Origin of the sequence: Burkholderia sp. FERM BP-3421 (assembly GCF_028657905.1) — a bacterium.
Taxonomy (GTDB): domain Bacteria; phylum Pseudomonadota; class Gammaproteobacteria; order Burkholderiales; family Burkholderiaceae; genus Burkholderia.
On record NZ_CP117782.1, the window covers coordinates 1596628 to 1615682 of the forward strand.

Annotated in this window: 16 protein-coding genes; 5 read left to right on the top strand and 11 right to left on the bottom strand. The window is 69.8% G+C overall.

What is annotated here, in order from left to right:
* Positions 1-12: 12 nt before the first annotated feature.
* From Bsp3421_RS23055 to Bsp3421_RS23065, 3 genes are read right to left on the bottom strand one after another with little or no spacing between them, the layout of a single operon-like run.
* On the bottom strand, positions 13-921 hold the full coding sequence (locus Bsp3421_RS23055; protein WP_274003739.1) for a peptidylprolyl isomerase: 909 nt from the start codon (positions 919-921) through the stop codon (positions 13-15).
* Between the two features lie 11 nt (positions 922-932).
* A complete protein-coding gene (locus Bsp3421_RS23060; RefSeq protein WP_274003740.1) occupies positions 933-2711 on the bottom strand; it encodes a ShlB/FhaC/HecB family hemolysin secretion/activation protein in 1779 nt (592 codons plus the stop codon).
* Positions 2708-4867, bottom strand: coding sequence for a filamentous hemagglutinin N-terminal domain-containing protein (locus tag Bsp3421_RS23065; protein ID WP_274003741.1), 2160 nt, complete (start codon positions 4865-4867; stop codon positions 2708-2710). The genes Bsp3421_RS23060 and Bsp3421_RS23065 overlap by 4 nt, the downstream gene beginning before the upstream one ends.
* Positions 4868-5110: 243 nt before the next feature.
* On the opposite strand from Bsp3421_RS23065, the gene Bsp3421_RS23070 reads away from it, so the two are divergent.
* The gene (locus Bsp3421_RS23070) at positions 5111-5686 is read left to right on the top strand and encodes a flavin reductase family protein (protein ID WP_274003743.1); all 576 of its coding nucleotides are present in this window, start codon (positions 5111-5113) and stop codon (positions 5684-5686) included.
* 30 nt (positions 5687-5716) lie between these two features.
* Here Bsp3421_RS23070 and Bsp3421_RS23075 read toward each other — a convergent pair whose 3' ends face one another.
* Entirely contained in the window at positions 5717-6259 is a 543-nt protein-coding gene (locus Bsp3421_RS23075; RefSeq protein WP_274003746.1) for an extracellular solute-binding protein, read from the bottom strand.
* Positions 6181-6768 (bottom strand): extracellular solute-binding protein, encoded by a 588-nt coding sequence (locus Bsp3421_RS23080; RefSeq protein WP_274003748.1) that lies wholly within the window; start codon positions 6766-6768, stop codon positions 6181-6183. Before Bsp3421_RS23080 ends, Bsp3421_RS23075 begins: the two co-directional genes overlap by 79 nt.
* A 104-nt stretch (positions 6769-6872) precedes the next feature.
* Here Bsp3421_RS23080 and Bsp3421_RS23085 point away from each other — a divergent pair, with 104 nt between their 5' ends.
* A complete protein-coding gene (locus Bsp3421_RS23085) occupies positions 6873-7793 on the top strand; it encodes a LysR family transcriptional regulator (RefSeq protein WP_274003749.1) in 921 nt (306 codons plus the stop codon).
* 37 nt (positions 7794-7830) lie between these two features.
* Here the strand turns inward: Bsp3421_RS23085 and Bsp3421_RS23090 are convergent, their stop codons facing one another.
* Together Bsp3421_RS23090 and Bsp3421_RS23095 are read right to left on the bottom strand one after the other, a co-directional pair.
* A complete protein-coding gene (locus Bsp3421_RS23090) occupies positions 7831-9351 on the bottom strand; it encodes an agmatine deiminase family protein (protein ID WP_274003751.1) in 1521 nt (506 codons plus the stop codon).
* A 396-nt stretch (positions 9352-9747) separates the two neighbouring features.
* Entirely contained in the window at positions 9748-10212 is a 465-nt protein-coding gene (locus Bsp3421_RS23095; protein ID WP_274003753.1) for a hypothetical protein, read from the bottom strand.
* A 184-nt stretch (positions 10213-10396) separates the two neighbouring features.
* Between Bsp3421_RS23095 and Bsp3421_RS23100 the strand changes: the two genes are divergently transcribed.
* Positions 10397-11275 (top strand): MBL fold metallo-hydrolase, encoded by an 879-nt coding sequence (locus Bsp3421_RS23100; RefSeq protein WP_274003755.1) that lies wholly within the window; start codon positions 10397-10399, stop codon positions 11273-11275.
* A 478-nt stretch (positions 11276-11753) separates the two neighbouring features.
* Here the strand turns inward: Bsp3421_RS23100 and Bsp3421_RS23105 are convergent, their stop codons facing one another.
* Positions 11754-13253 (bottom strand): DHA2 family efflux MFS transporter permease subunit, encoded by a 1500-nt coding sequence (locus Bsp3421_RS23105; RefSeq protein WP_274003756.1) that lies wholly within the window; start codon positions 13251-13253, stop codon positions 11754-11756.
* Between the two features lie 241 nt (positions 13254-13494).
* Complete coding sequence (locus Bsp3421_RS23110; protein WP_274003758.1) at positions 13495-14244, bottom strand: ProC; 750 nt, start codon at positions 14242-14244, stop codon at positions 13495-13497.
* A 625-nt stretch (positions 14245-14869) separates the two neighbouring features.
* Here Bsp3421_RS23110 and Bsp3421_RS23115 point away from each other — a divergent pair.
* Positions 14870-16276, top strand: coding sequence for an MFS transporter (locus tag Bsp3421_RS23115; protein WP_274003759.1), 1407 nt, complete (start codon positions 14870-14872; stop codon positions 16274-16276).
* 167 nt (positions 16277-16443) lie between these two features.
* Positions 16444-17103, top strand: a complete 660-nt coding sequence (locus Bsp3421_RS23120) for a TetR/AcrR family transcriptional regulator (protein WP_274003761.1) — start codon at positions 16444-16446, stop codon at positions 17101-17103.
* A 17-nt stretch (positions 17104-17120) separates the two neighbouring features.
* On the opposite strand, the gene Bsp3421_RS23125 is transcribed toward Bsp3421_RS23120, so the two are convergent.
* Positions 17121-17933: an ABC transporter ATP-binding protein gene (locus Bsp3421_RS23125; protein WP_274003762.1), complete on the bottom strand. Its 813-nt coding sequence runs from the start codon at positions 17931-17933 to the stop codon at positions 17121-17123.
* Positions 17930-19054: a FecCD family ABC transporter permease gene (locus Bsp3421_RS23130; protein WP_274003766.1), complete on the bottom strand. Its 1125-nt coding sequence runs from the start codon at positions 19052-19054 to the stop codon at positions 17930-17932. The genes Bsp3421_RS23125 and Bsp3421_RS23130 overlap by 4 nt, the downstream gene beginning before the upstream one ends.
* Between the last annotated feature and the right edge of the window lies 1 nt (position 19055).

The following is a 19055-nucleotide window of genomic DNA, read 5'->3' on the forward strand; positions in this document are numbered from 1 at the left end:
CTCCACCTCGCCTCACTGCTGGATGCGCGCGTTCTTCAGCAGATCCACCACGACCTGCGCGGTCGCCTTCTCCAGCGCAGCCTGTTCCAGCTGCCGGCGCAACACGTCTTTCACGGCATCGAACGCCGGCACCTGCGTCGGCCGCTTCGCATCGACCCGCAGGATCCAGTAACGCCCGTCGACCACCACCGGCGCGGCGGTCAGCGCGCCTTGCGGCAGTGCGACGAGCGCCTCGGCGAGCGGCTGCGGCCAGTTCTGCGTGCGCCCCGGCGCGATCGGCGTCTTGAACGACACCCAATCGAGCGCGCCGCCTTGCGCCGCAGCCGGCCCCAGGCTGGACTGCTTCGCGAGCTGCGCGAAATCGCCGCCGTTGCGCAGCTGCTTCAGCGCCGCGTCGGCCGCGGCCTGATCCGCGAGCACGATCGCGCTCGCCTTGTATTCGGTGTCGCCGAGCGCGCCGACCACCGCGTCGTACCGCGCCTTCACGTCCGCATCGCCGACGGGCGCGGGCTTGACCTGATCGTGCAGCCACGCCGCGATCATCGCGGCGGACTTCGCCTGCTCGACGGCCGCCGCCACCTGCGGCCGCGCGTCGTAGCGCTGCCGCTCCGCCGCCTGGCGAAACAGTTCACGCGCGATCAGCTGGTTCTTCACGGCCTGCCGCGACGCCGGCGTATCCGGCAGGTTCACGGCCGCCAGCGCGGCGTCGAGCTGCGCCTGCGTGATCGCCACGTCGTTGACGCGCGCCACGATGCCCGGCGGCGTACCGGCCGTCGCCGCCGCCGGCGCGGCGGCCGGCTTGCGGATCGCCAGCGCGGGCTGCGTCGCCGCCAGCCCCAGCGCCAGGCACAGCGCGCCGGCCATCCCTCGCCAGCCGCGCAGCGCGCGTCCGTCCTTCATCCGGAGTGCCTCGTGTTCCATGTCCTTCCTCCTCATTCCGACCAGTTGAGCGTCGCGAGCAGCACCGTCGCGCGCCGGCCGAGCGCGGCCGGCTGCAGCAGCGCCTGCCCGAGCAGCACCTCGCCCGTCACGACCTGCTTCCTGAAACTCCACGCGGCGCGCGCGCCGATGCCCGCGCCCGCGAGCGTCGGCCAGCCGCCTTGCGCGACGAGGTGGGCCTTGCCCGCGTCGACGAACACATACGGCTCGATGCGCGCGTCGTGCCACGCGGGCACGTTCTGCCACGCGGCCTCGTTGCGCATGTAGATCCCGCTGTCGCCGCTGAGGCCGCCTTCGGTGAAGCCGCGCACCGAATCCATGCCGCCGAGGAAAATCTGCTGGTTGCCGAACAGCGCGACGCGGCTGTACTGGCCGCGCACCGTGCCGCGATAACCCCAGCGCATGCCGCCGAGCGCGCCGAGCGCGACCTGCAGCGTCGCCGTCGCGTCGAGCTTGGTGAACTGGCTGTGCGCGTCCGTCACGCCGCTGTCGGGCGCGTCGTGGCTCGCGGCGAGCCACGGCAGCCCCTGCGACACGCCCGCCTCCCAGGTCGCCGCCGCGCCCTGGTCCTGCGCGACGAAGCGCCGCAAGCCGTTCAGCGCGACCCGCAGCACGCTCAGGTTCTGCGGATCGAGGTCGATGCCGTTGACGCTGCGCTCGGTGCGGGTCTTCGCGAACGTGACGTCGAGGCTCGTGCGGCCGCTGCGCGAGCGGCTCAGCACGCTGTTCCAGCCGAGGATCTGGCTGAACGAGCGCCCGGTCAGCAGCGCGACGTCGCCGATCATCTGCTGGTATTCGGACAGCGAGGTCGTGTAGCTGAAGGTCTGATAGCCATACGGCACCGCCGCGGACAGCACGATCGCGTTGCTCTCGCGCGTGCCGACGAAACTGGCCGACAGCGACTCCTGCAGGCCGATCAGGTTGTCGGCCTCGACGCCCGCGCGATAGCGCGTCTTGCCGGTCTGCGTGCTGCCGTAGTTGTCGACGCCGACGTTGTAGTAGAGCCGGTCGCCCGGCCGGTTCGCGAGCGCGACGATCGAATCACCGGGCGCCTCGCCCGGCATGATCTGGATCTCGGCCTGGTTGCGGCGCAGCCGGTTGATCTGCTCGACGCCCTGTTCGAGGTCCGGCAGCCGCAGTTCGTCGCCCGCGCGCGCGCCGAACGCCCAGGCGGTGCCCGCGTCCGTCAGCCAGCCGCCGCCGTCGGGCCGCCACCAGGGCCGCTCGGGATCGCGCGGCCGCAACGGCTGGCCGTTCAGCGTGAAGGCGGCGATCCGGCCCGCGACCACGTTGATCTTCAGCGTGCCCGACGCCAGGTTCTGCGCGCCCAGGTAGGCGCGCGTCGTGATGTAGCCCTGCGCGATGAACGCCTCGGTCACGCGCCGCAGCAGCAGGTTGATGCGATTGCGGCCGAGCGACTTGCCGACGAACGGCCGCGCGATCCGTTGCAGCGTGACGGGCGGCAGCACCGTCGCGCCGAGGAACTCGACCTGCCGGATCGTGAACATCGGCGCGACGTCGGGCAGCGTCTCCACGTCGGCGTCGAGGGGCAGGTTCGGCAGCGGCGGCGCCGCGGGCGCGTCGATCTGCGTGGGCGCCTGCTCGATCTCGTCGCGCCGCTGCCGGTCGCGCTGCTCCTGCAGCAGGCGCTGCGCGGGATCCTGCTCGATGCGCGGCGCGGGCAGCCCCGCGGGCAGGCCGCCGAGCGCCTGCGCGCCGGCCGCCTGCATGCCGGCCAGCGCGGCCAGCGACACCACGAGCCGGCGCGTCATAGCCCGAACCAGGACACGAGGCCCAGATGGTTGCCGTTGCCGATCGTGACCCGCTCGCGGCGGGGCGTGCGCAGCGTGACGACGCCGCCCGCGGCATGCACGCCGCCCGGCGCGCCGAACACGCCGCCGTCGACGATGCCCTCGCCCGTCAGCACCACCTGCCCCGAGCCGCCCGAGAACAGGCCGCCCGTATCGGCCGCGTAGATCGCGGCCCAGCGGTTGCCGAACCAGGTCTTCAGATCGTGGACGCGGTTCACCGCGCTGTAGCCGAGCACGCCCTGCGCGAGCGTGCGCGGCGCGTCGAGCTTGAGCGCGCGCACCGCCAGCACCGTGCCGCCGGTATTGGTGATCTGCGTGCCGGCCTTCAGCGTGATGTCGGTGGCGGCCTCGATCACGCCGCCGAACCCGCGCACGGTGCTCGATGCGCTCGAGCGGCAGAAGATGAAGCAGCTGCGCGCGAAACGCGCCTGGCCGGTGAAGAGCGCCTGCGTGACGAGCGTGTCGCGCGCGGTAATGTCAATCGCGCCGTCGTCCGACAGGATCGAGCCGCCGAGGTTGGCGACCGCCTTGGCGCGGATCGTCACGTCGCCGCCGTCCGCCTTGATGTAGGCGAGCTTCGCGGGATCGACGATCGCGCCGTAGTCGACGCTGAAGCCGCTGTTGCGATGCGTGAAGAACAGGAAACGGCCGCCGCGGTCCGCGTAGCTGACAGGCGCGCCGTCGCCGAAGCCCGCCACATGGTCGACCACGTTGCGGACGTCGCCGCCGGCCTCGATCGTCACGCTGCGGTTCGACAGGATCCGCGCGTTCTGGTTGATCACGTCGCCGCCCGCCGTCAGCGACACGTCGCCCGCGACGCCGAACAGGATGCCGAGGGCGGTGTCGGGCAGCGACTGGTTGCGGATGCTGCCCTTCGCCGTCAGCGTCACCGCGCCGCGCGAGGCCGGCTCGTCGTCGATCGCCTTCTGGCCTTGCACGATCGATCCGAGGTTGACGATGTCGCCTGCGCTCGTCAGCACGACGCCGCTCGCCGACGACGCGACGTTCGATCGCTCGCCGGCCGCGCCGGGGCCGAAGCGCATGCTCGCGGCCGCCAGCTTGATGCCTTCGTTGACGAGCAGGCTGCTGCCGCGCAGTTCGAGCGGGCCGGCCGCGTTCACGGTCGCATGGCCGCTGCCGACCTTGAACTGCACGCCGGTCAGCGTGATCGCGTCGTCGACCTGCAATTGCGCGTGGCGCGCGGCGTCGATCCGCGTGTTGCTGAATTCGACGCTGCCGTTCGACGCGAGCGTGAAGTCGCCGAGCGAGGCGTTGAGCGGCCCCGCGCTGCGCACGCCCGGGCCGCGGTCGGTGACGATCAGCTGCATCCGGCCGCTCGTGAGGCTGCCTGCCGCGGTGATGTCGATCGCGAAGCGCTGCGCGGTCTCGACCGGGCCGGGCGCGTAGCGCGTGAGCCATTCGTTCGCGTTGTCGGTCGGCGAAACGCCGGTGTTCAAGCGGACGCGGCTGCGCCCCGCGAGCAGGCGCAGGCCCGCGGTGTTCGAGGTGAAGGTATTGTCCACCGGCCCGTCGACGAGCAGGTTCTTCGCGATCAGGTCGAGCGAGATCAGTGCGCTCGACAGCCCGTTCGGGCCGACCACGATCGTGCCGCTGTCGGTGTCGAGCACCACGTCGCGCCGGATCAGACCGGGCGCGAGCTGTTCGTCGACGAAGCCGACGCGCCCCGTCGACAGCACCACGTGCCCGGTGTTCGTGAACGAGCCGCCGTTGACCGTGATGCCGTTCGGGTTGGCGAGGATCAGGTTGGCGCGCGTGCCGCCGAGCACCTCGATGTTGCCTTCGATCAGGCTGCGGGCCGTGCCCGTGACCTGGTTGACGATGGTGCGCGCATTGATGCCGACGTTGTTCAGCGACGCGCCGGCGGCGGAGACGTTGAACGACGTGTAGCTGTTGCGCGACACGCCGCCGACGGCCGGTGCGAGATCGACGATCTCCCGACCGCCCGCGCCGACCGACACGCGGGTCGACGTCGCGCCGTCCGGCACGATGCCGGCCGCGGCGACGGCAAACGGCGCGCCCGCGGCAAGCAGGCACAGCAAGAGACGCGCGCGACAGCCCCCGCGGTCTGCGCGTCCCGAAGATTCTCGGCGTAGCATGGTCGGCGTGCTCCGCTTCCAGCGAAGCGGGCCCTCGGTTCTTGGCTTATTGGTGTGTGTTTTTCGGGCGATCGCCCGTGGTCTGTCGAGTGTTATCGGCCGATCGAAAGGAAGCTTTAGGCTTTCGACAACTTTTTTTCATCGAACTGCAATGTGCGCCCGGCCCCGCCGCGGCCGGCTCGCCCGCGCGCTTCGGCATACAATCGACCCGCTCCGTTCAACCCGCCGCCGCCCCGCCTCGCCATGACCCATTTCCAGCCCGTCGCCCTCGAACACGCCAGCCGCCTGATCAACCACGGCCCGACGGTGCTCGTCACCAGCGCCGACGGCGCGCGCCGCAACGTGATGGCCGCCGCCTGGTCGATGCCGGTCGAGTTCACGCCGCCGCGCATCGCGATCGTGATCGACAAGCGCACCTTCACGCGCGAGCTGATCGCCGCGAGCGGCCGGTTCGGCGTGTGCCTGCCCGGCGCGGCGGCGATCGACCTGACCTACGCGGTCGGCGGCGCGAGCGGGCGCGAGTTCGACAAGTTCGCGCGCTACGGCATCGGCGCCGCGCCCGGCCCCGTGCTCGGCGTGCCGGTGATCGAGACCGATTGCGCCGCGTGGTTCGAGTGCCGGCTGATCCCGGAAGCGCACACCGAGGACGCCTACGACACCTGCTTCGGCGAGATCGTGTCGGTGGCCGCCGACGCGCGCGTGTTCAGCCAGGGCCGCTGGCGCTTCGACGAGGCGAACGCCGCGCTGCACACCATCCACCACCTCGGCGCGGGCAACTTCGTGCGGGCGTCGGCCGCCGTCGCGGCCAAGCCGCTGTAAGCGCCCGCCCGCGTCACGGCAGCGCGGCCTTCACGCGCGTCCACAGCCCCGCCCTTGCAGGCGGCTCAGCGCGGGCGCCTCGGCCTCCGGCGTGAACAGCGTCCGGCGCACCGTCTCGCCCGGATAGATCAGCGGATTGCGCGCGAGCGCCGGATCCATGTACGGCAGCGCGTCGCGGTTCGCGTTCGCGTAGCGTCTCGCGTTGGAGATCTTCGCGACGACGTCGGGCCGCAGGATGTAGTCGATGAAGCGGTGCGCGTTGTCCGGATGCCGCGCCGTCTTCGGAATCGCCATGCTGTCGAACCACATGAGCGTGCCGACCCTGGGCAGGTCGTGGACGATATCGCGCGCGGCGTCGAGCCGCCGCGCCTTCTCCGCGCCCAGCGTGATCGCGCCCGAGTAGCCGATCGTCACGCACAGCTCGCCGTCGATCAGCTCGTGCGCGTCCGACGAATTGACGAACACCGCGATCGACGGCCGGACCTTCATCAGCATCACCTCCGCCGCCGCATAATCGGCCGGGCCCGGATGCACGGGATCGCGGCCGAGATAGCGCAGCGCGAGCGGCAGCACGAGGCTCGCCGCGTCCGGCCAGCCGATCCGGCAATGCGCGGCGATCCGCGCGGCGAGCGCGGATCGAAGACGAGCGCCAGGCTGTCGGCCGGCAGATCCTTGCCGAGGATCGCGCTCAGCTTCGCGCGATCGTAGCCCACGCCGACGGTGCCCCACATGTACGGCACGCCGTACCGGTTGCCCGGATCGGCCTGGGCGGCGAGCCGCAGCAGCGCGGGATCGAGGTGCCGCAGGTTCGGCAGCCGGCGGCGGTCCAGTTCGCGAAACGCGCCGGCCTGGATCTGGCGCGCCATGAAGTCGTTCGACGGCCAGACGAGGTCGTGGCCGCTGTCGCCCGTCATCAACTTGGCCTGCAGCGTCGCGTCGCTGTCGTAGGCGTCGTGGCGCACCTGGATGCCGGTTTCCTTCCGGAACGCGCTGAGCGTGTCGGGCGCGAGCCAGGTCGCCGCCATCGGCTCCCACTCCGCCGGCATGCGATAGCCGGCCTCACGCGCATCGAAACGACTCATCGGTCCCGCTCCTCATGAATGATGGATGAGCCCTTGTGCTAGCATCGAAACCTGATGAAAATTGATCTTTCTTGGCTTAATCAATCAGTTTCATTCATATCTCGATGACACGTATCCCGTCGCTGAAACTGCTGATCGGCTTCGAGGCCGCCGCCCGCCACGGCAACTTCTCGCGCGCGGCCGACGAGCTGCATCTGTCGCAATCCGCGATCAGCCATCAGATCCATCAGCTCGAAGCACAACTGGGCCAGCCGCTGTTTCGCCGGGTCGGTCGCGGCGTGGAGCTGACGGTGGGCGGCGAGGTGTTGCAGCGAAGCGTGCAGCGCTCGCTGGAAACGCTGCGCAGCGGGCTCGGCCGCATCGGCACCTATCTCACGCCGGGGCTCGTCGTGCTGGTCTGTCCCGCGCCGCTGGCGCACGGCTGGCTGCAGCCGCGCCTCGCGGCGATGCGCGCGGCGATTCCCGAACTGTGCCCGCTGCTGTCGGTCGATGAAAGCGCGCGCTATGTCGACGAGATCGACGTCGACATCACGATCGGCCAGCGCCCGCTCATGCAGCCCGGACTGCTCGAAATTCCCTTCCTCGACGACGAACGGGTGACCGTGTGCGCGCCCGCGCTGGCCGCGCGGCTCACCGGCGTGCCGGTCGCAGAACACCATGCGCACGCGGATCTCGTCTGCCTGGAAGAGGACATCGTCCGCGAGGACACGGCGGCCATCCTGCGCGAGCAGCTCGCCACGTTCGGCAACAAGACCATCTACGACGACCAGCGCCTCGCGCTCGACGCGGTGCTGCGCGGCCACGGCCTCGCCTGCCTGCCGCGCCTGCTGGTTCAGGATGAAATCGACCGGGGGCGGCTCGCGGTGCTGCCCGGGTATCCGCGCGTGCCCGGCGCGGCATGGTGGATCTCGCGGGTCGCGAAGACGCCGCGCTCGCGGGCGGTAGCCGCTGCGTTCGACTGGCTGTGCGCGCAGGGAAACGGCGCGCCGCCGGCGGTGGAGGCCGCGCCGGCGGACCACGCATGACGCGCGCCGCGCGCCGGCCTCCCGGCGCGCGGCGTCCTCAGGCCGGCACCTCGCGGGTCGCGCAGTGCAGCCCGCCGCCGCCCGAGGCGATGCCGAGGATGTCGACCTGGACGATCGCCCGCCCGCCCGTGTAAGGCTGCAAGGCGCGCACCGCGGCGGCGTCGGCGGCCCGGTCGTTGAACTTCGGCAAGACGAACGCGCCGTTGCACTGATAGAAGTTGATGTAGCCCGCCGCGAAGTTCGACATCTGGCTGCGATTCAGCTCGACGTCGCCCGACATGCCGTAATCGGCCGGCGCCGCCAGCTCGACGAGCCGCAGCGTGCGCCCGGCGGCGTCGGTCTGGCCGGTCAGGTGCTTCAGGTTCTCGCGCATCAGCGCGCGCTCGCCCGTGGCGTTGGCGGGATCGGACGCATAGGCCACGACCCCGGGCGCGATGAACTTCGCGTAGAAATCGGCGTGACCGTTCGTGATGTCGGTTTCCGCGTCCGGCGTCGCCGCGCCGGGCGCCGCGCCCGCGCCGCAGCCGCGCGGGTAGATCGCCGTCCCCGGCAGCCAGATGATCTTGTCGATGCCGAGCGTGCGCTGCAGTTCGAGCCGCACCGTGTCGCGTGCGGTCGGCAGCAGCGTCGCGCGGCGCACGTCGCCGCCCGGAATGCGGAACAGCTGCGGATTGCGGTTCACGTGCAGCACCGACGATTCCGTGAGGATCGCGGTCCCTTCGCCGTCGGCCTCGATCGCGCCGCCCTCGAGCGTCAGCGTGCTGCGGATCAGCGGCGCGCCGTGCCGGGCCGCCATCCAGGCAGCCAGCCTGCGATCGTTGGCGAACGGCTGGTAGAACACCCCCGCCTTCGAACGATTGCTGCCGGCGAGCGCCGCCCCGGGCACGTCGGACGTGCGGCGCAGCCGCCCGCCCGTCGAGATCAGGCCGTCCGTGTTCGCGTTGCCCCAGCCGTTGAAATTGAAATCCACCGCGTGCGCCGCGCCGCCCTTCTCGCGCGCCTTGACGAACACGCAGCCGGTGTCGCGGGTCCAGAAATCGTCGAAGCCGTCGGCGAGCGGCACCAGCGTGACGCCACCCGTCCCGGCCGGCCGCGCCTGGTACTTCGCGTGCAGGTCGGGATTCGCGTCGCTCGGCGCGGCGAGCAGCCTGCGCGCGATCGCGAGATCGGACGGCAGCACCAGCATCGATACCGGCTCATAGGCGCCGACCGCCTTCGCCACGTCCATCAGGTCGGATTGCACGCGATCGATGCCGGCGTTGGTGCTGCTCGACGTCACGGGCGTCCAGATGCCTGCTTCGGCCGACGCGAACGCCATGCAGGTGGCCGCATGCGGCGCATCCTCGCTCGGCATCAGGTAGGCCGGGCGCGCGGCGGTGGCCGTGCTGCTGGACGACGCCCCCGACCCGGTCGCGGCCTGGGCATCCTGGCCGCCACCGAGGCAGCCCGTCAGGATGCCGGCGAAGCCGGCGCCGGCCAGCGTCGCCGCCCCGCCGATGAATTGCCGGCGCGTGCGCGACGGCGTGCGTGCGTCCGGGTGAGGTGCTTGCTTGTTCATGTCGTCCATTGTTCAGCCTTTCATCGTGACGGCGCGCGCCGTTGGACCCGCGCACGCCGTTTGCGTGATCCGCGCCGCGGGGCCGGGTGGGACCGCCGGAGCGCCGGACCGCCGCATCGGAGCGGGCGGTCGCGTCGCCGGCATCCGGCCCCGCTGCGCGCGGCTTCCACCGATTCATGTCACACCATTGGCATGACGAACTATCCCGGAAGCGCGCACATGGTGCCAGCCATCAAGCGTGACGTATATTTATATTTCTTGCCTCAATTGATCAGGTTTTCTCATATCTTGACTCATCGAGATCGGGATATACGGGGCGAAAAGGGGCGGCATCGGTCATGGTCGCCGGCAAGCGTCGGCGGCTGCCGACGTCCCCGCGCCGGCACCGCGCGCGTCTCACGCCACCGGCGGCCTCGTCTGCCCCGCCGCCAGCAGGTCGCCGCGCAGAAGGCAGCGGCACGCGTCGTGCCAGCCATAGCGAGGGTCATCGCAGATCGTGTGCCGCCCCTGCGGAAACCGTGCGACGGAGGCGCGGTCGAGCGCCTGGCGCAAGGCCGCGAACACCGCGCCCCTCACCGGCCAGCCGGCATATACGGGGCCGTCGCCCAGGGTGTTGCCGCACCGCAGTCCATGGCGCAGCAGCGCGTCGAGTTCCGGGCAGAGATGCGTTCCCGGCTTCTTGGGCAGGAAATGGATTCGGGAAATGAATGGGGGAATGCGGATGCGCTTCGCGCGTGTCGCCGCACCGGCGACGAACCGCCCGGACACCGTGCGCGACGCGGTCCGCCCGCTCCGTCCGGCGCCCCGGCGTCCTTGCCCGCCGCCATGCACCGTACCGCAGCCGACCATGCCGCGCCACATGTATGATGATTGCCGAAACCGGCACGGATTCACCCCGCGCCTCCGCCGTTCCCGCCTGCGCCGTCCCGCGCCCGCCTCCCCGCGCGAAGCAGCGCCTCGCAATCCGCATCCGTAGCAGCAGCACGTTCCCCACGCCCGCCGGGCGAAGTCGCCCCATCGCGGCACATAACAGGAGACAGGCAACATGCAGCCAATCATGCTGGGCGATCTCGCGGTTCGGAAAATCATCGAGATGGAGATGAATCTTCCCGTCGAAACCTACTTCCCTGGCGTGACGGCCGCCGATCTCGCACACCTGAAACGCTGGTACTGGGACGACGCGCTGTCGCCCGACCCCGCGCACGCGCATTGCGGAATGAGCGTGCACAGCTACCTCGTCCGGATCGGCGGCAAGACGATCCTGATCGACAGTTGCAACGGCAACGACAAGGACCGCTCGCTCGACTTCGTGCACCGGCTGAACACGCCCTGGCTCGACCGGCTGAATGCCGCCGGCGTCGCGCCGGAAGACATCGACATGGTGATGTGCACGCATCTGCACGTCGATCACGTCGGCTGGAACACGCGGCTCGACAATGGCCGGTGGGTGCCGACCTTCCCGAATGCGCGCTACGTGATGGGCCGCCGCGACGTCGAGCACATCGGACGCCCCGACGCCCCGGTTTTCGACCGCGAGCCGTGGCTCGATTCCGTGCTGCCGGTCATCGACGCGGGCCAGGCCGATCTCGTGGAAGGCGACGAAGTGCTGCTCGGCAAGGTCGGCAACGGCCTGTGGCTGCGCCCGGCGTTCGGCCACTCGCCCGGCAACTGCATGCTGCACGCGTGCAGCGGCGGCCCGACCGCGCTGTTCTCGGGCGACGTGCTGCATCATCCGATCCAGTTCGTGCGCCCCGACGTCCACTTCTATTTCGACTGGGACGGCGCGCTCGCGGCGCAGGTCCGCACCGCGCTCCTGCACGAACTCGCCGGCACCGACATCGTGCTGTTCCCCGCCCATTTCAAGTCGGGCGGGCGGGTCGAGCGTGATGGCGAGCGATTCCGCTACCGCGCGCTCGGGGACTGACGCGGGGTCTCGCCCTCGGGGTTTCGCCCTCGGGGTTTCGCCCTCGGGGTTTCGCCCTCGGGGTTTCGTCCTCGGGGTTTCGTCCTCGGGGTTTCGTCCTCGGGGTTTCGTCCTCGGGGTTTCGTCCTCGGGGTTTCGTCCTCGGGGTTTCGTCCTCGGGGTTTCGTCCTCGGGGTTTCGTCCTCGGGGTTTCGTCCTCGGGGTTTCGTCCTCGGGGTTTCGTCCTCGGGGTTTCGTCCTCGGGGTTTCGCCCTCAGGGCCGCTGCCTCGGGCCGCGTCCGCTGCGCCATCGCGCGAAATAACGACAGCACCTCGGTTGCGGCGCGGTTCCCGCGCACGGGCGGATGCGGCGATCACGAGAACATGCCGCGGTCGAAGCCGAGCGTCGATGCCTCCGCGCGGCGCAATCACTCGCAAACCATCCGCCGGGCCGGCCACGACAGCGTCATGGCAAGGCGGCCGCGCCCAAGCGCCGCGCTCAGGTTGCCGCAACCCCACGCGGCGCGGTCTGCTCGGCGTGGAAGAGGAACAACGCGCACGCCGTCGACAGGCACACCAGCCCGGCGCACAGCATCGCGAGCGTGAACCCGTTGGCCATCGCGGCCCGATAGAGATCCGCGATCCAGGGCTGTCCGGCCGGCAGCGCATGATTGACGACCGCGCGCCGCGCCAGCCCGGCGGCATCGGGCGCGCCGGCCGCGCCCGCCGACAGCGTCATCGCGCTGACCGCATGCAGGCTCATCGCGCTCCCGAGTATCGCGATGCCGAGGCTCATGCCGGTCTGGCGCAACGCGTTCATCGTGGCCGACGCGATCCCCGCGCGCGGCGCGGGCGCATGCCCCATCACCAGCATGCCGGTGCCCGGCACCGCGAGGCCCATGCCCAGGCCCAGGACCGCCAGCACCGCGCCGATCGTCGGATAGGCCGTCGACGGGCTGAAGCACGCCATCGCGCACAGCGCCGCCCCGACGAGGCCATATCCCGCGACCATCAGCGCCTTCAGGGAAAAACGCGCGGCGAACCGGCCGAACAGCAGCGAGACGACGGCCGTCACGACGAACTGCGGCATCAGATGCCAACCCGCGAGCGCGGGCGCATTTCCCTGCGCCTGCTGCAGGAACAGCGACATGAAGAACAGGCTGCTGTACCCCGAGAAACCCAGCGCGAACGAAGCGAGATTGGCGAGCACCAGCGTGCGGTTGCGGAACAGCTCGACCGGCAGCAGCGGACGCCTGACGCGCAGCTCCACCCACACGAACGCGATGAAGCCGACGCCCGCGATACCCAGCGGCATCAGCACCTTGTCGGGCGCGGCCCCGTGCTCGCCGATCTCGATCAGGCCGTAGCTGAGCATGCCGAGCCACACCATGCTCAGCACCTGCCCCAGCGGATCGAACGCCGCATGATCGGGATGCTTGCGCTCGGGAATGCCCCAAGCGCCGAGCAGCACGGCCACGATCCCGAACGGCACGTTCACGAGGAAGACGCTTTCCCAGCCGACATGCTCGACCAGCAGGCCGCCGAGCAACGGGCCGGAGATCAGCGCGAGCGCGCTGAACGCCGACCAGCCGCCGATCGCCTTGGCGCGCTGCTTGGGCTCGGGGAACGCGTGGGTCAGGATCGGCATCGCGCCGGGGATCAGCAGCGCGCCGGCCACGCCCTGGATCGCGCGCCCCCAGAGCAAGGTGTCGAGCCGGCCGGCAACCGCGCAAAGCACCGAGCCGAACACGAACAGCAGCACGCTGCCGAGCCACACCCGCTTGTGACCGTAGCGATCGCCGAGCGGCCCCGCCGACAGCATCAGCGCCGACAGCGCGATCGCGTAGGCGTTGACCACCCACTGCAACCCGGCGAGGTCGGCATGCAACGCGGCCTGCAGCGTCGGCAGCGCGACGTTCACGATGCTGATGTCGAGCGTCGCGAGGAACGTCCCGAGATAGGCGGCGGCAATCAAGGCCGGAAGTCGATATCTGTGCATGGCGGCAGATCGAGAGGAACGTGGACCAGTCTTCATGCTATATTTCGACTGACCGTCGGTCAATCAAAAAATAAAAGAATGCCGCCCAACGTTCCAGTCGGAGCAAGCCGGGCCCGACGTCCGGGCAACGCCGTCAACGCGCGACAGCCCGGCCGGACACCCTGTTTCGACCGACACGCCGCCCCTCTTCCTCATCGCGCCGAGACATGCGGATTCCTGAATATTCAGGAAAAGGCATCGCTCACGGAAACGCCAGCGACTTCGCGTGCTCGACGCTTTCCGTGACGGTCCTCGCGAAATCGCCGTGACGTTCGAGCGAGCGCATGATCCTTTCCGCCACGCCGCCCGGCGTCGCGGCGCGGCCGATGTAGCACGTCAGGTCCTGCGCACTTGCCGTCACGGGTTTCACGCGCTGTGCCCAATCGATGATCCCGCGCCATTCGCCGAGCCCGAACGCCGCCGCGCAGTGCACGATGTCGTCGTCGCCGACCGTGATCCTCAGGTGATCGCAGTACATCAGGATGAACGGCAGACACGTGCCGAGAACCGTCACCGGCTCGAACTTGTCCTCGGACGACACGTCCAGCAGTTGCGCGCCCATCTCGCCCAACAGCGCGCGCGCCGGCGCATCCGCCTCGCCATAGGCCACGCCGAGCGACCGCCCCGAGGCAATCGTGTCGGGGGCGCTGATGATCGCGCGCGTGACCGAGCCGGCACCGCCGGCGGCATCGCGCAGTTTCTCGAGCGGCACGCCGGCCAGGAATGAAATGAGCGACTGCCCGTCGCGCAGCGCGTAGGCGGAGATCATCGCGTAGTCCGCGGGGCGGACGGTATACAGCAGCACGTCGCAATACCGGATGACTTCGTTCACATGCGCCAGACGATCCGCCATGCCGGCCGCGACGCTGATCGCATGCGACGACCGCGATCCGCGATGGCCGAGCCAGATGCGCCCGCGGTCGAATCCGACCGCGATCAAACGTGACGCCATCGCGACGCCCAAATGCCCCGCGCCTACGATTCCGATTCTTGGGCTCATCATTCCACCACCTCCGGAAGTTTTGGAACTGGCAACCGGCTTCGCAGCCGGACGCTCGGCGCACCGGGAAGCGACGGATCGACAGCGGCACGCCCGGCACGCGCGACGCCCTGCTCCGACACGCGCAGGCGCCTCGTCTTGAACCTCGAACCTCGAACCTTGGGCATGCCCGTCGCCGAGTCAGGAAAGCAACCGCACCGAAGCCCGAACACCGTGCCGGGCTCACGTCGCGCCCGGCAAAGTGACGCATCGCGGCTTGCGCGCCACGACGCCCTGATTCAGGCCCATTCAACCTGCCCGCCAGGACGACACTGGCGAATCAACGCCGCCTTGTTTATTTGCACTCCATATTAATAATGGCGATTGTTCACCGAACTCGATCCATCACACGTGATTCCGCCCTGAACCCCGGTTTCATCCCGCGCGATCCGGACGCCGACGATGACAGCATCGTCGCGAGTCGCTATCATCCTAGCATCCGACTGACCGTCGGTCAATTAAACGCAAATGCCCACCTGCCCCGGATCGGCCATGCCCGGCCGGCTTCCGGCGCACGCATCACCGAATCGAGGAACTCATGATCCATCAGCAGCGGTATGCGCTGTTCGCCCTTCTGCTTGCAGGCTTTGTGACGATATTTGATCTTTTCGTCGTCAATATCGCGATCGTCAACATCGAGCATTCCCTGCAGGCCAGCTATATCCAGCTGACGATGATCATCGTCGCCTACGAACTGTCGTTCGGTCTCCTGCTCATTACGGGCGGCAGGCTCGGCGATCTGTGGGGGCGCCGCCGCACCTACCGGATCGGCATGGTGTGCTTCACGGTCTCGTCGATCTTCTGCGGACTCTCCCCGAACGCGGAATGCCTGATCGCCGCGCGTTTCCTGCAAGGCTTGTCCGCGGCCTTGCTGTTCCCGCAGATCTACGCCAGCATCCGCTCGGATTTCGACGCGGCCGGCGCGGGCCGGGCCTTCGCCTACCTGGGCATGACGCTCGGGCTCGCCGCCGTCGCGGGGCAAGTGCTGGGCGGCCTGCTGATCTCCCTCAACCTCCTCGACCTGCAGTGGCGCAGCATCTTCTTCATCAACCTCCCGATCGGCATCGTGGCGCTGTACTTCTCCCGCGCCCTGCGCGGCACCTCGCCCGCGCGCGGCCAGTCCATCGACTGGGGCGGCGTGATCCTGTCGAGCGTGGGCATCTCGGCTGCGCTGCTGCCCCTGCTGATGATTTCGGCGTGGGGCTGGGACTTCAGGAGCTACGCGCTGCTGCTGGCCGGTCTCGGCACGCTGTATGGGTTCACGCTGCACGAATCCCGCTATGCGCGCCTCGGCCGCACCCCGCTGATCGACATGGCGCTCCTGCAGGACGCGTCGTTCGTCAAGGGTTCCCTGCTGGTCATGTGCATCTACGCGACCGCCGGCTCGTTCACGCTGGCATTCTCGATCCTGCTCCAGTCGGGGTTGAAGCTGAGCCCGTTCCAGGCGGGCATGGTCTACGTGGCGACGAGCGTCGGCTTCTCGGTCTCGTCGCTGCTGATGCCGAAGCTGATCCATCGCCACGGCCCGCGCTGCGTGTTCGTCGGCGCGGCCGCCTATGCCGCGAGCTTCGCGGCCCTGATCCTGGCGGTGCGGTATCTTCCCATCCAGCAGTCGCCCTGGCGTCTGCTGCCGGTGCTGTTCATGCTGGGCCTCACGCAAGGCATGGTCATGACCCCGATGCTCAACATCGTCCTCGCCAACGTGCGGGACAGCTTCGCGGGCATGGCGGCCGGCGTGCTCTCCACCCTGCAACAGGTGGGCGCAGCCTTCGGCGTCACCGCGGTCAGCACGATCATGCAATTGACACTGGAAAAATTGGCGGATCTGCCCATGTTCGCGCAGCTGCAAAGCGCGTTTGTCTACAGCATGCTGTTCAACGTGGGCGCGGCCGCCGTCGCGAGCCGCCTGCTGCTCAGGATGGCGGCCCCCGCGCAGCAGGCCTGAACACCCCGTCCGGCGCCGCCCGGCCGTACCGTAACGCACAGTAACAATTCGCTTTTTGCGCCGCATCCCACATTCGACCGATGGTCGGTCAAATATGAAACCATTGGTGGCACTATCGTCATGGCCTAGACTCCTGACTTTCGCACACCCGCTTTCTTAACAGCACGATGAGACACAAAACCAGCCAGCGCGGGCAGGAAACGCCCAAGCCCCCCCGCACCAAGCCGGCCGAAGTACGGTTGGACGAATTGATGGCGGCCGCCGAAAAGCTGTTCCTGGAGAAAGGCGTCGAAGCCACGACGATCAACGAGATCGTCGAACTGGCCGAAGTGGCCAAGGGCACCTTCTACCACTACTTCGCCTCGAAGAACGAACTGCTGGAGGCGATGGGCCGGCGCTATACCGCGCAATACCTGAGCCGCCTGGAGCACACCGTCGACGCCTGCGCCCCGGACGACTGGTTAGGTCGGCTATGCACCTGGATCCGCACCAGCATCGAGGCCTACATCGAGACCTATCGCACCCACGATATCGTCTACACCAACCATCATCACCACGACCGCAGCAATCCGGAGAAGAACGCGATCCTCGACCAGCTGCAAGGCATTCTCGACGGCGGCGCGCGGGCCGGCGTGTGGCAGCTGGCGCAGCCCCGCATCACCGCGCTCCTGATCTACACGGGCGTGCACGGCGTCACCGACGACGCGATCGCCGCGCGAGACACCGACAGCGCCGCGTTCGCGCGCGATGTCACCGCCGTGTGCCTGCGCATGGTCGGCGTCAGCGAGGAAGCCCCGGCCGCCAAGCCGCGCCGCCGTTCGCGCTGACCGCATCGCCGCGCGCCTCACGCGGCGGGCCGGACCGCGGCCTGCGCGAGTGTCGACGCCACGCCCGCGTCGACGATCACGTGCGTCAGGCCCCGGCTGCACCGCTCGACCCGGGCGTGCACGCGATAGACGCGCGCGAGGATCTCCGGGGTCACGACCTCCGCCGGCGCACCGAACGCGACGATGCGGCCTTCGTGCAGGATCGCCGCATGGTCGGCGAAGCGCAGCGCATGGTTGAGGTCGTGAATCGCCATCAGCAGGCATAAGCCGTGCTCGTGCGCGAGCCGGCGCAGCAGCGCCAGCAGCTCGAATTGCCGATGCAGGTCGAGCGCGCTGGTCGGCTCGTCGAGCAGCACGATGCGCGGCTCGCGCGCGAGCGCCTGCGCAATCGACACCAGCTGCCGCTGCCCGCCGCTCAGCGCACGCAGCTCGCGGCCGGCCAGCGCATCGATCTGCAACAGGCGCAGCCAGGCCGAGACCGCGTCGAGTTCCCGCCGCGCGACGCGCCACGCCCCCTGCTGCTTCGCGCCGAGCAGCACGGCCTCGAGCACCGTCAGGCTCGCGCCGCCGAAGATGTCCTGCGGCACGAAAGCCGGCCGGTTCGGGTGTTGCGCGGGCCAGCTCAGCGCCGGCCGGCCGGCCGCGAGCACCCGCCCCGGCCCGTCCAGTTCGCCCGCGATCCGGCGCAGCAGCGTCGATTTGCCCGCCGCGTTGGCCCCCAGGAGCGCGGTCACGCTGCCGGGCCGCAACGGCCCGAGGCACACGCCGCGCAGCACGTCGCGCCCGCCCAGCGCGGCGCCCACCTCGTCGAGATGCAGAAGTCCGGTCACGCGCGCCCCTTCCGCAGAATCAGCACGAAGAACAGCGGCACTCCGACCAGCGCGGTGACGATGCCGATCGGCACGGCCTGCCCCGGCACCGCGACCTTGCTCGCCACCGAGGCGGCCGACAGCAGCACCGCGCCGCACAGCGCGGCGGCGGGCAGCAGGAAACGCTGGTCCTCGCCCACCAGCATGCGCGCGATATGCGGCCCGACCAGCCCGATGAAGCCGATCGTGCCGACAAAGGCGACGCACACCGACGCCAGCAGCCCGCTCAGCACGATGGTCTGCAAGCGCAGGCGCGCGACCGGAATCCCCAATGCGCTCGCGCGCGCCTCGCCGAGCCGCAGCGCGGTCAAGGCCCACGCCCGGCGCACGAACACGATGCAGGCCAGCAGCAGCGCGCCGGCCATGATCGCGAGCCTGGGGCCGTCGGCGCGGGCCAGGCTCCCCATGGTCCAGAACACCACGGCCGCCAGCGCCTGATCGGGCGCGACGTACTGCAACGCCTGCAACAGCGCGGTGAAGGTGAACACGAGCGTCGTGCCCAGCAGCACGATCAGTTCGCTGCTCATGCCGCGCCGCCGGCTCAGGCGGTCGATCAGCAGCACCGATCCCATCGCGACCAGGAACGCGTTGACGGGCACCGCGTACGCGACCAGCGCGGCCGGCAGCACGCTCACCCCGAGCACGAGCCCCAGCGCCGCGCCGAAGCCGGCCGCCGCCGACACGCCCAGCGTGAAAGGGCTCGCGAGCGGATTGTTCAGCACGGTCTGCATCTGCACGCCGGCCACCGACAGGCAGGCGCCCACCAGCCACGCGGTCAGCGCCACCGGCAGACGCAGGTCGCGCACGATCACGCGCAGCGCGACGGGCGCATGCGGATTCCACAGCGCATCGAGCACCTCGGCCGGCCGGTACGGCGCATACCCGACCGACAGATCCGTGAGCCCGCAGAGCAACGCGAGCAGCGCGAGCGCGACCAGCCAGGCGCCGCGTCGCCGCACCGATGCGCCGTACAGCGCGCGCGCCGCCTCCGTCACCGCCGACGCGCCCGCGGCCGGCCCCGCGTCGCGCCCTGCGTCGTCCGCATACGGCCGCCACGCCTGCGCTTCCGTGATTCGCTTCATG

Coding starts and splice junctions, on each gene's coding strand:
- Bsp3421_RS23070 (WP_274003743.1), top strand. CDS start 5,111: ATGACCCATTTCCAGCCCGTCGCCCTCGAACACGCCAGCCGCCTGATC.
- Bsp3421_RS23055 (WP_274003739.1), bottom strand. CDS start 921: ATGGAACACGAGGCACTCCGGATGAAGGACGGACGCGCGCTGCGCGGC.
- Bsp3421_RS23095 (WP_274003753.1), bottom strand. CDS start 10,212: ATGTGGCGCGGCATGGTCGGCTGCGGTACGGTGCATGGCGGCGGGCAA.
- Bsp3421_RS23085 (WP_274003749.1), top strand. CDS start 6,873: ATGACACGTATCCCGTCGCTGAAACTGCTGATCGGCTTCGAGGCCGCC.
- Bsp3421_RS23060 (WP_274003740.1), bottom strand. CDS start 2,711: ATGACGCGCCGGCTCGTGGTGTCGCTGGCCGCGCTGGCCGGCATGCAG.
- Bsp3421_RS23065 (WP_274003741.1), bottom strand. CDS start 4,867: ATGCTACGCCGAGAATCTTCGGGACGCGCAGACCGCGGGGGCTGTCGC.
- Bsp3421_RS23090 (WP_274003751.1), bottom strand. CDS start 9,351: ATGAACAAGCAAGCACCTCACCCGGACGCACGCACGCCGTCGCGCACG.
- Bsp3421_RS23130 (WP_274003766.1), bottom strand. CDS start 19,054: ATGAAGCGAATCACGGAAGCGCAGGCGTGGCGGCCGTATGCGGACGAC.
- Bsp3421_RS23100 (WP_274003755.1), top strand. CDS start 10,397: ATGCAGCCAATCATGCTGGGCGATCTCGCGGTTCGGAAAATCATCGAG.
- Bsp3421_RS23080 (WP_274003748.1), bottom strand. CDS start 6,768: ATGAGTCGTTTCGATGCGCGTGAGGCCGGCTATCGCATGCCGGCGGAG.
- Bsp3421_RS23105 (WP_274003756.1), bottom strand. CDS start 13,253: ATGCACAGATATCGACTTCCGGCCTTGATTGCCGCCGCCTATCTCGGG.
- Bsp3421_RS23115 (WP_274003759.1), top strand. CDS start 14,870: ATGATCCATCAGCAGCGGTATGCGCTGTTCGCCCTTCTGCTTGCAGGC.
- Bsp3421_RS23110 (WP_274003758.1), bottom strand. CDS start 14,244: ATGGCGTCACGTTTGATCGCGGTCGGATTCGACCGCGGGCGCATCTGG.
- Bsp3421_RS23120 (WP_274003761.1), top strand. CDS start 16,444: ATGAGACACAAAACCAGCCAGCGCGGGCAGGAAACGCCCAAGCCCCCC.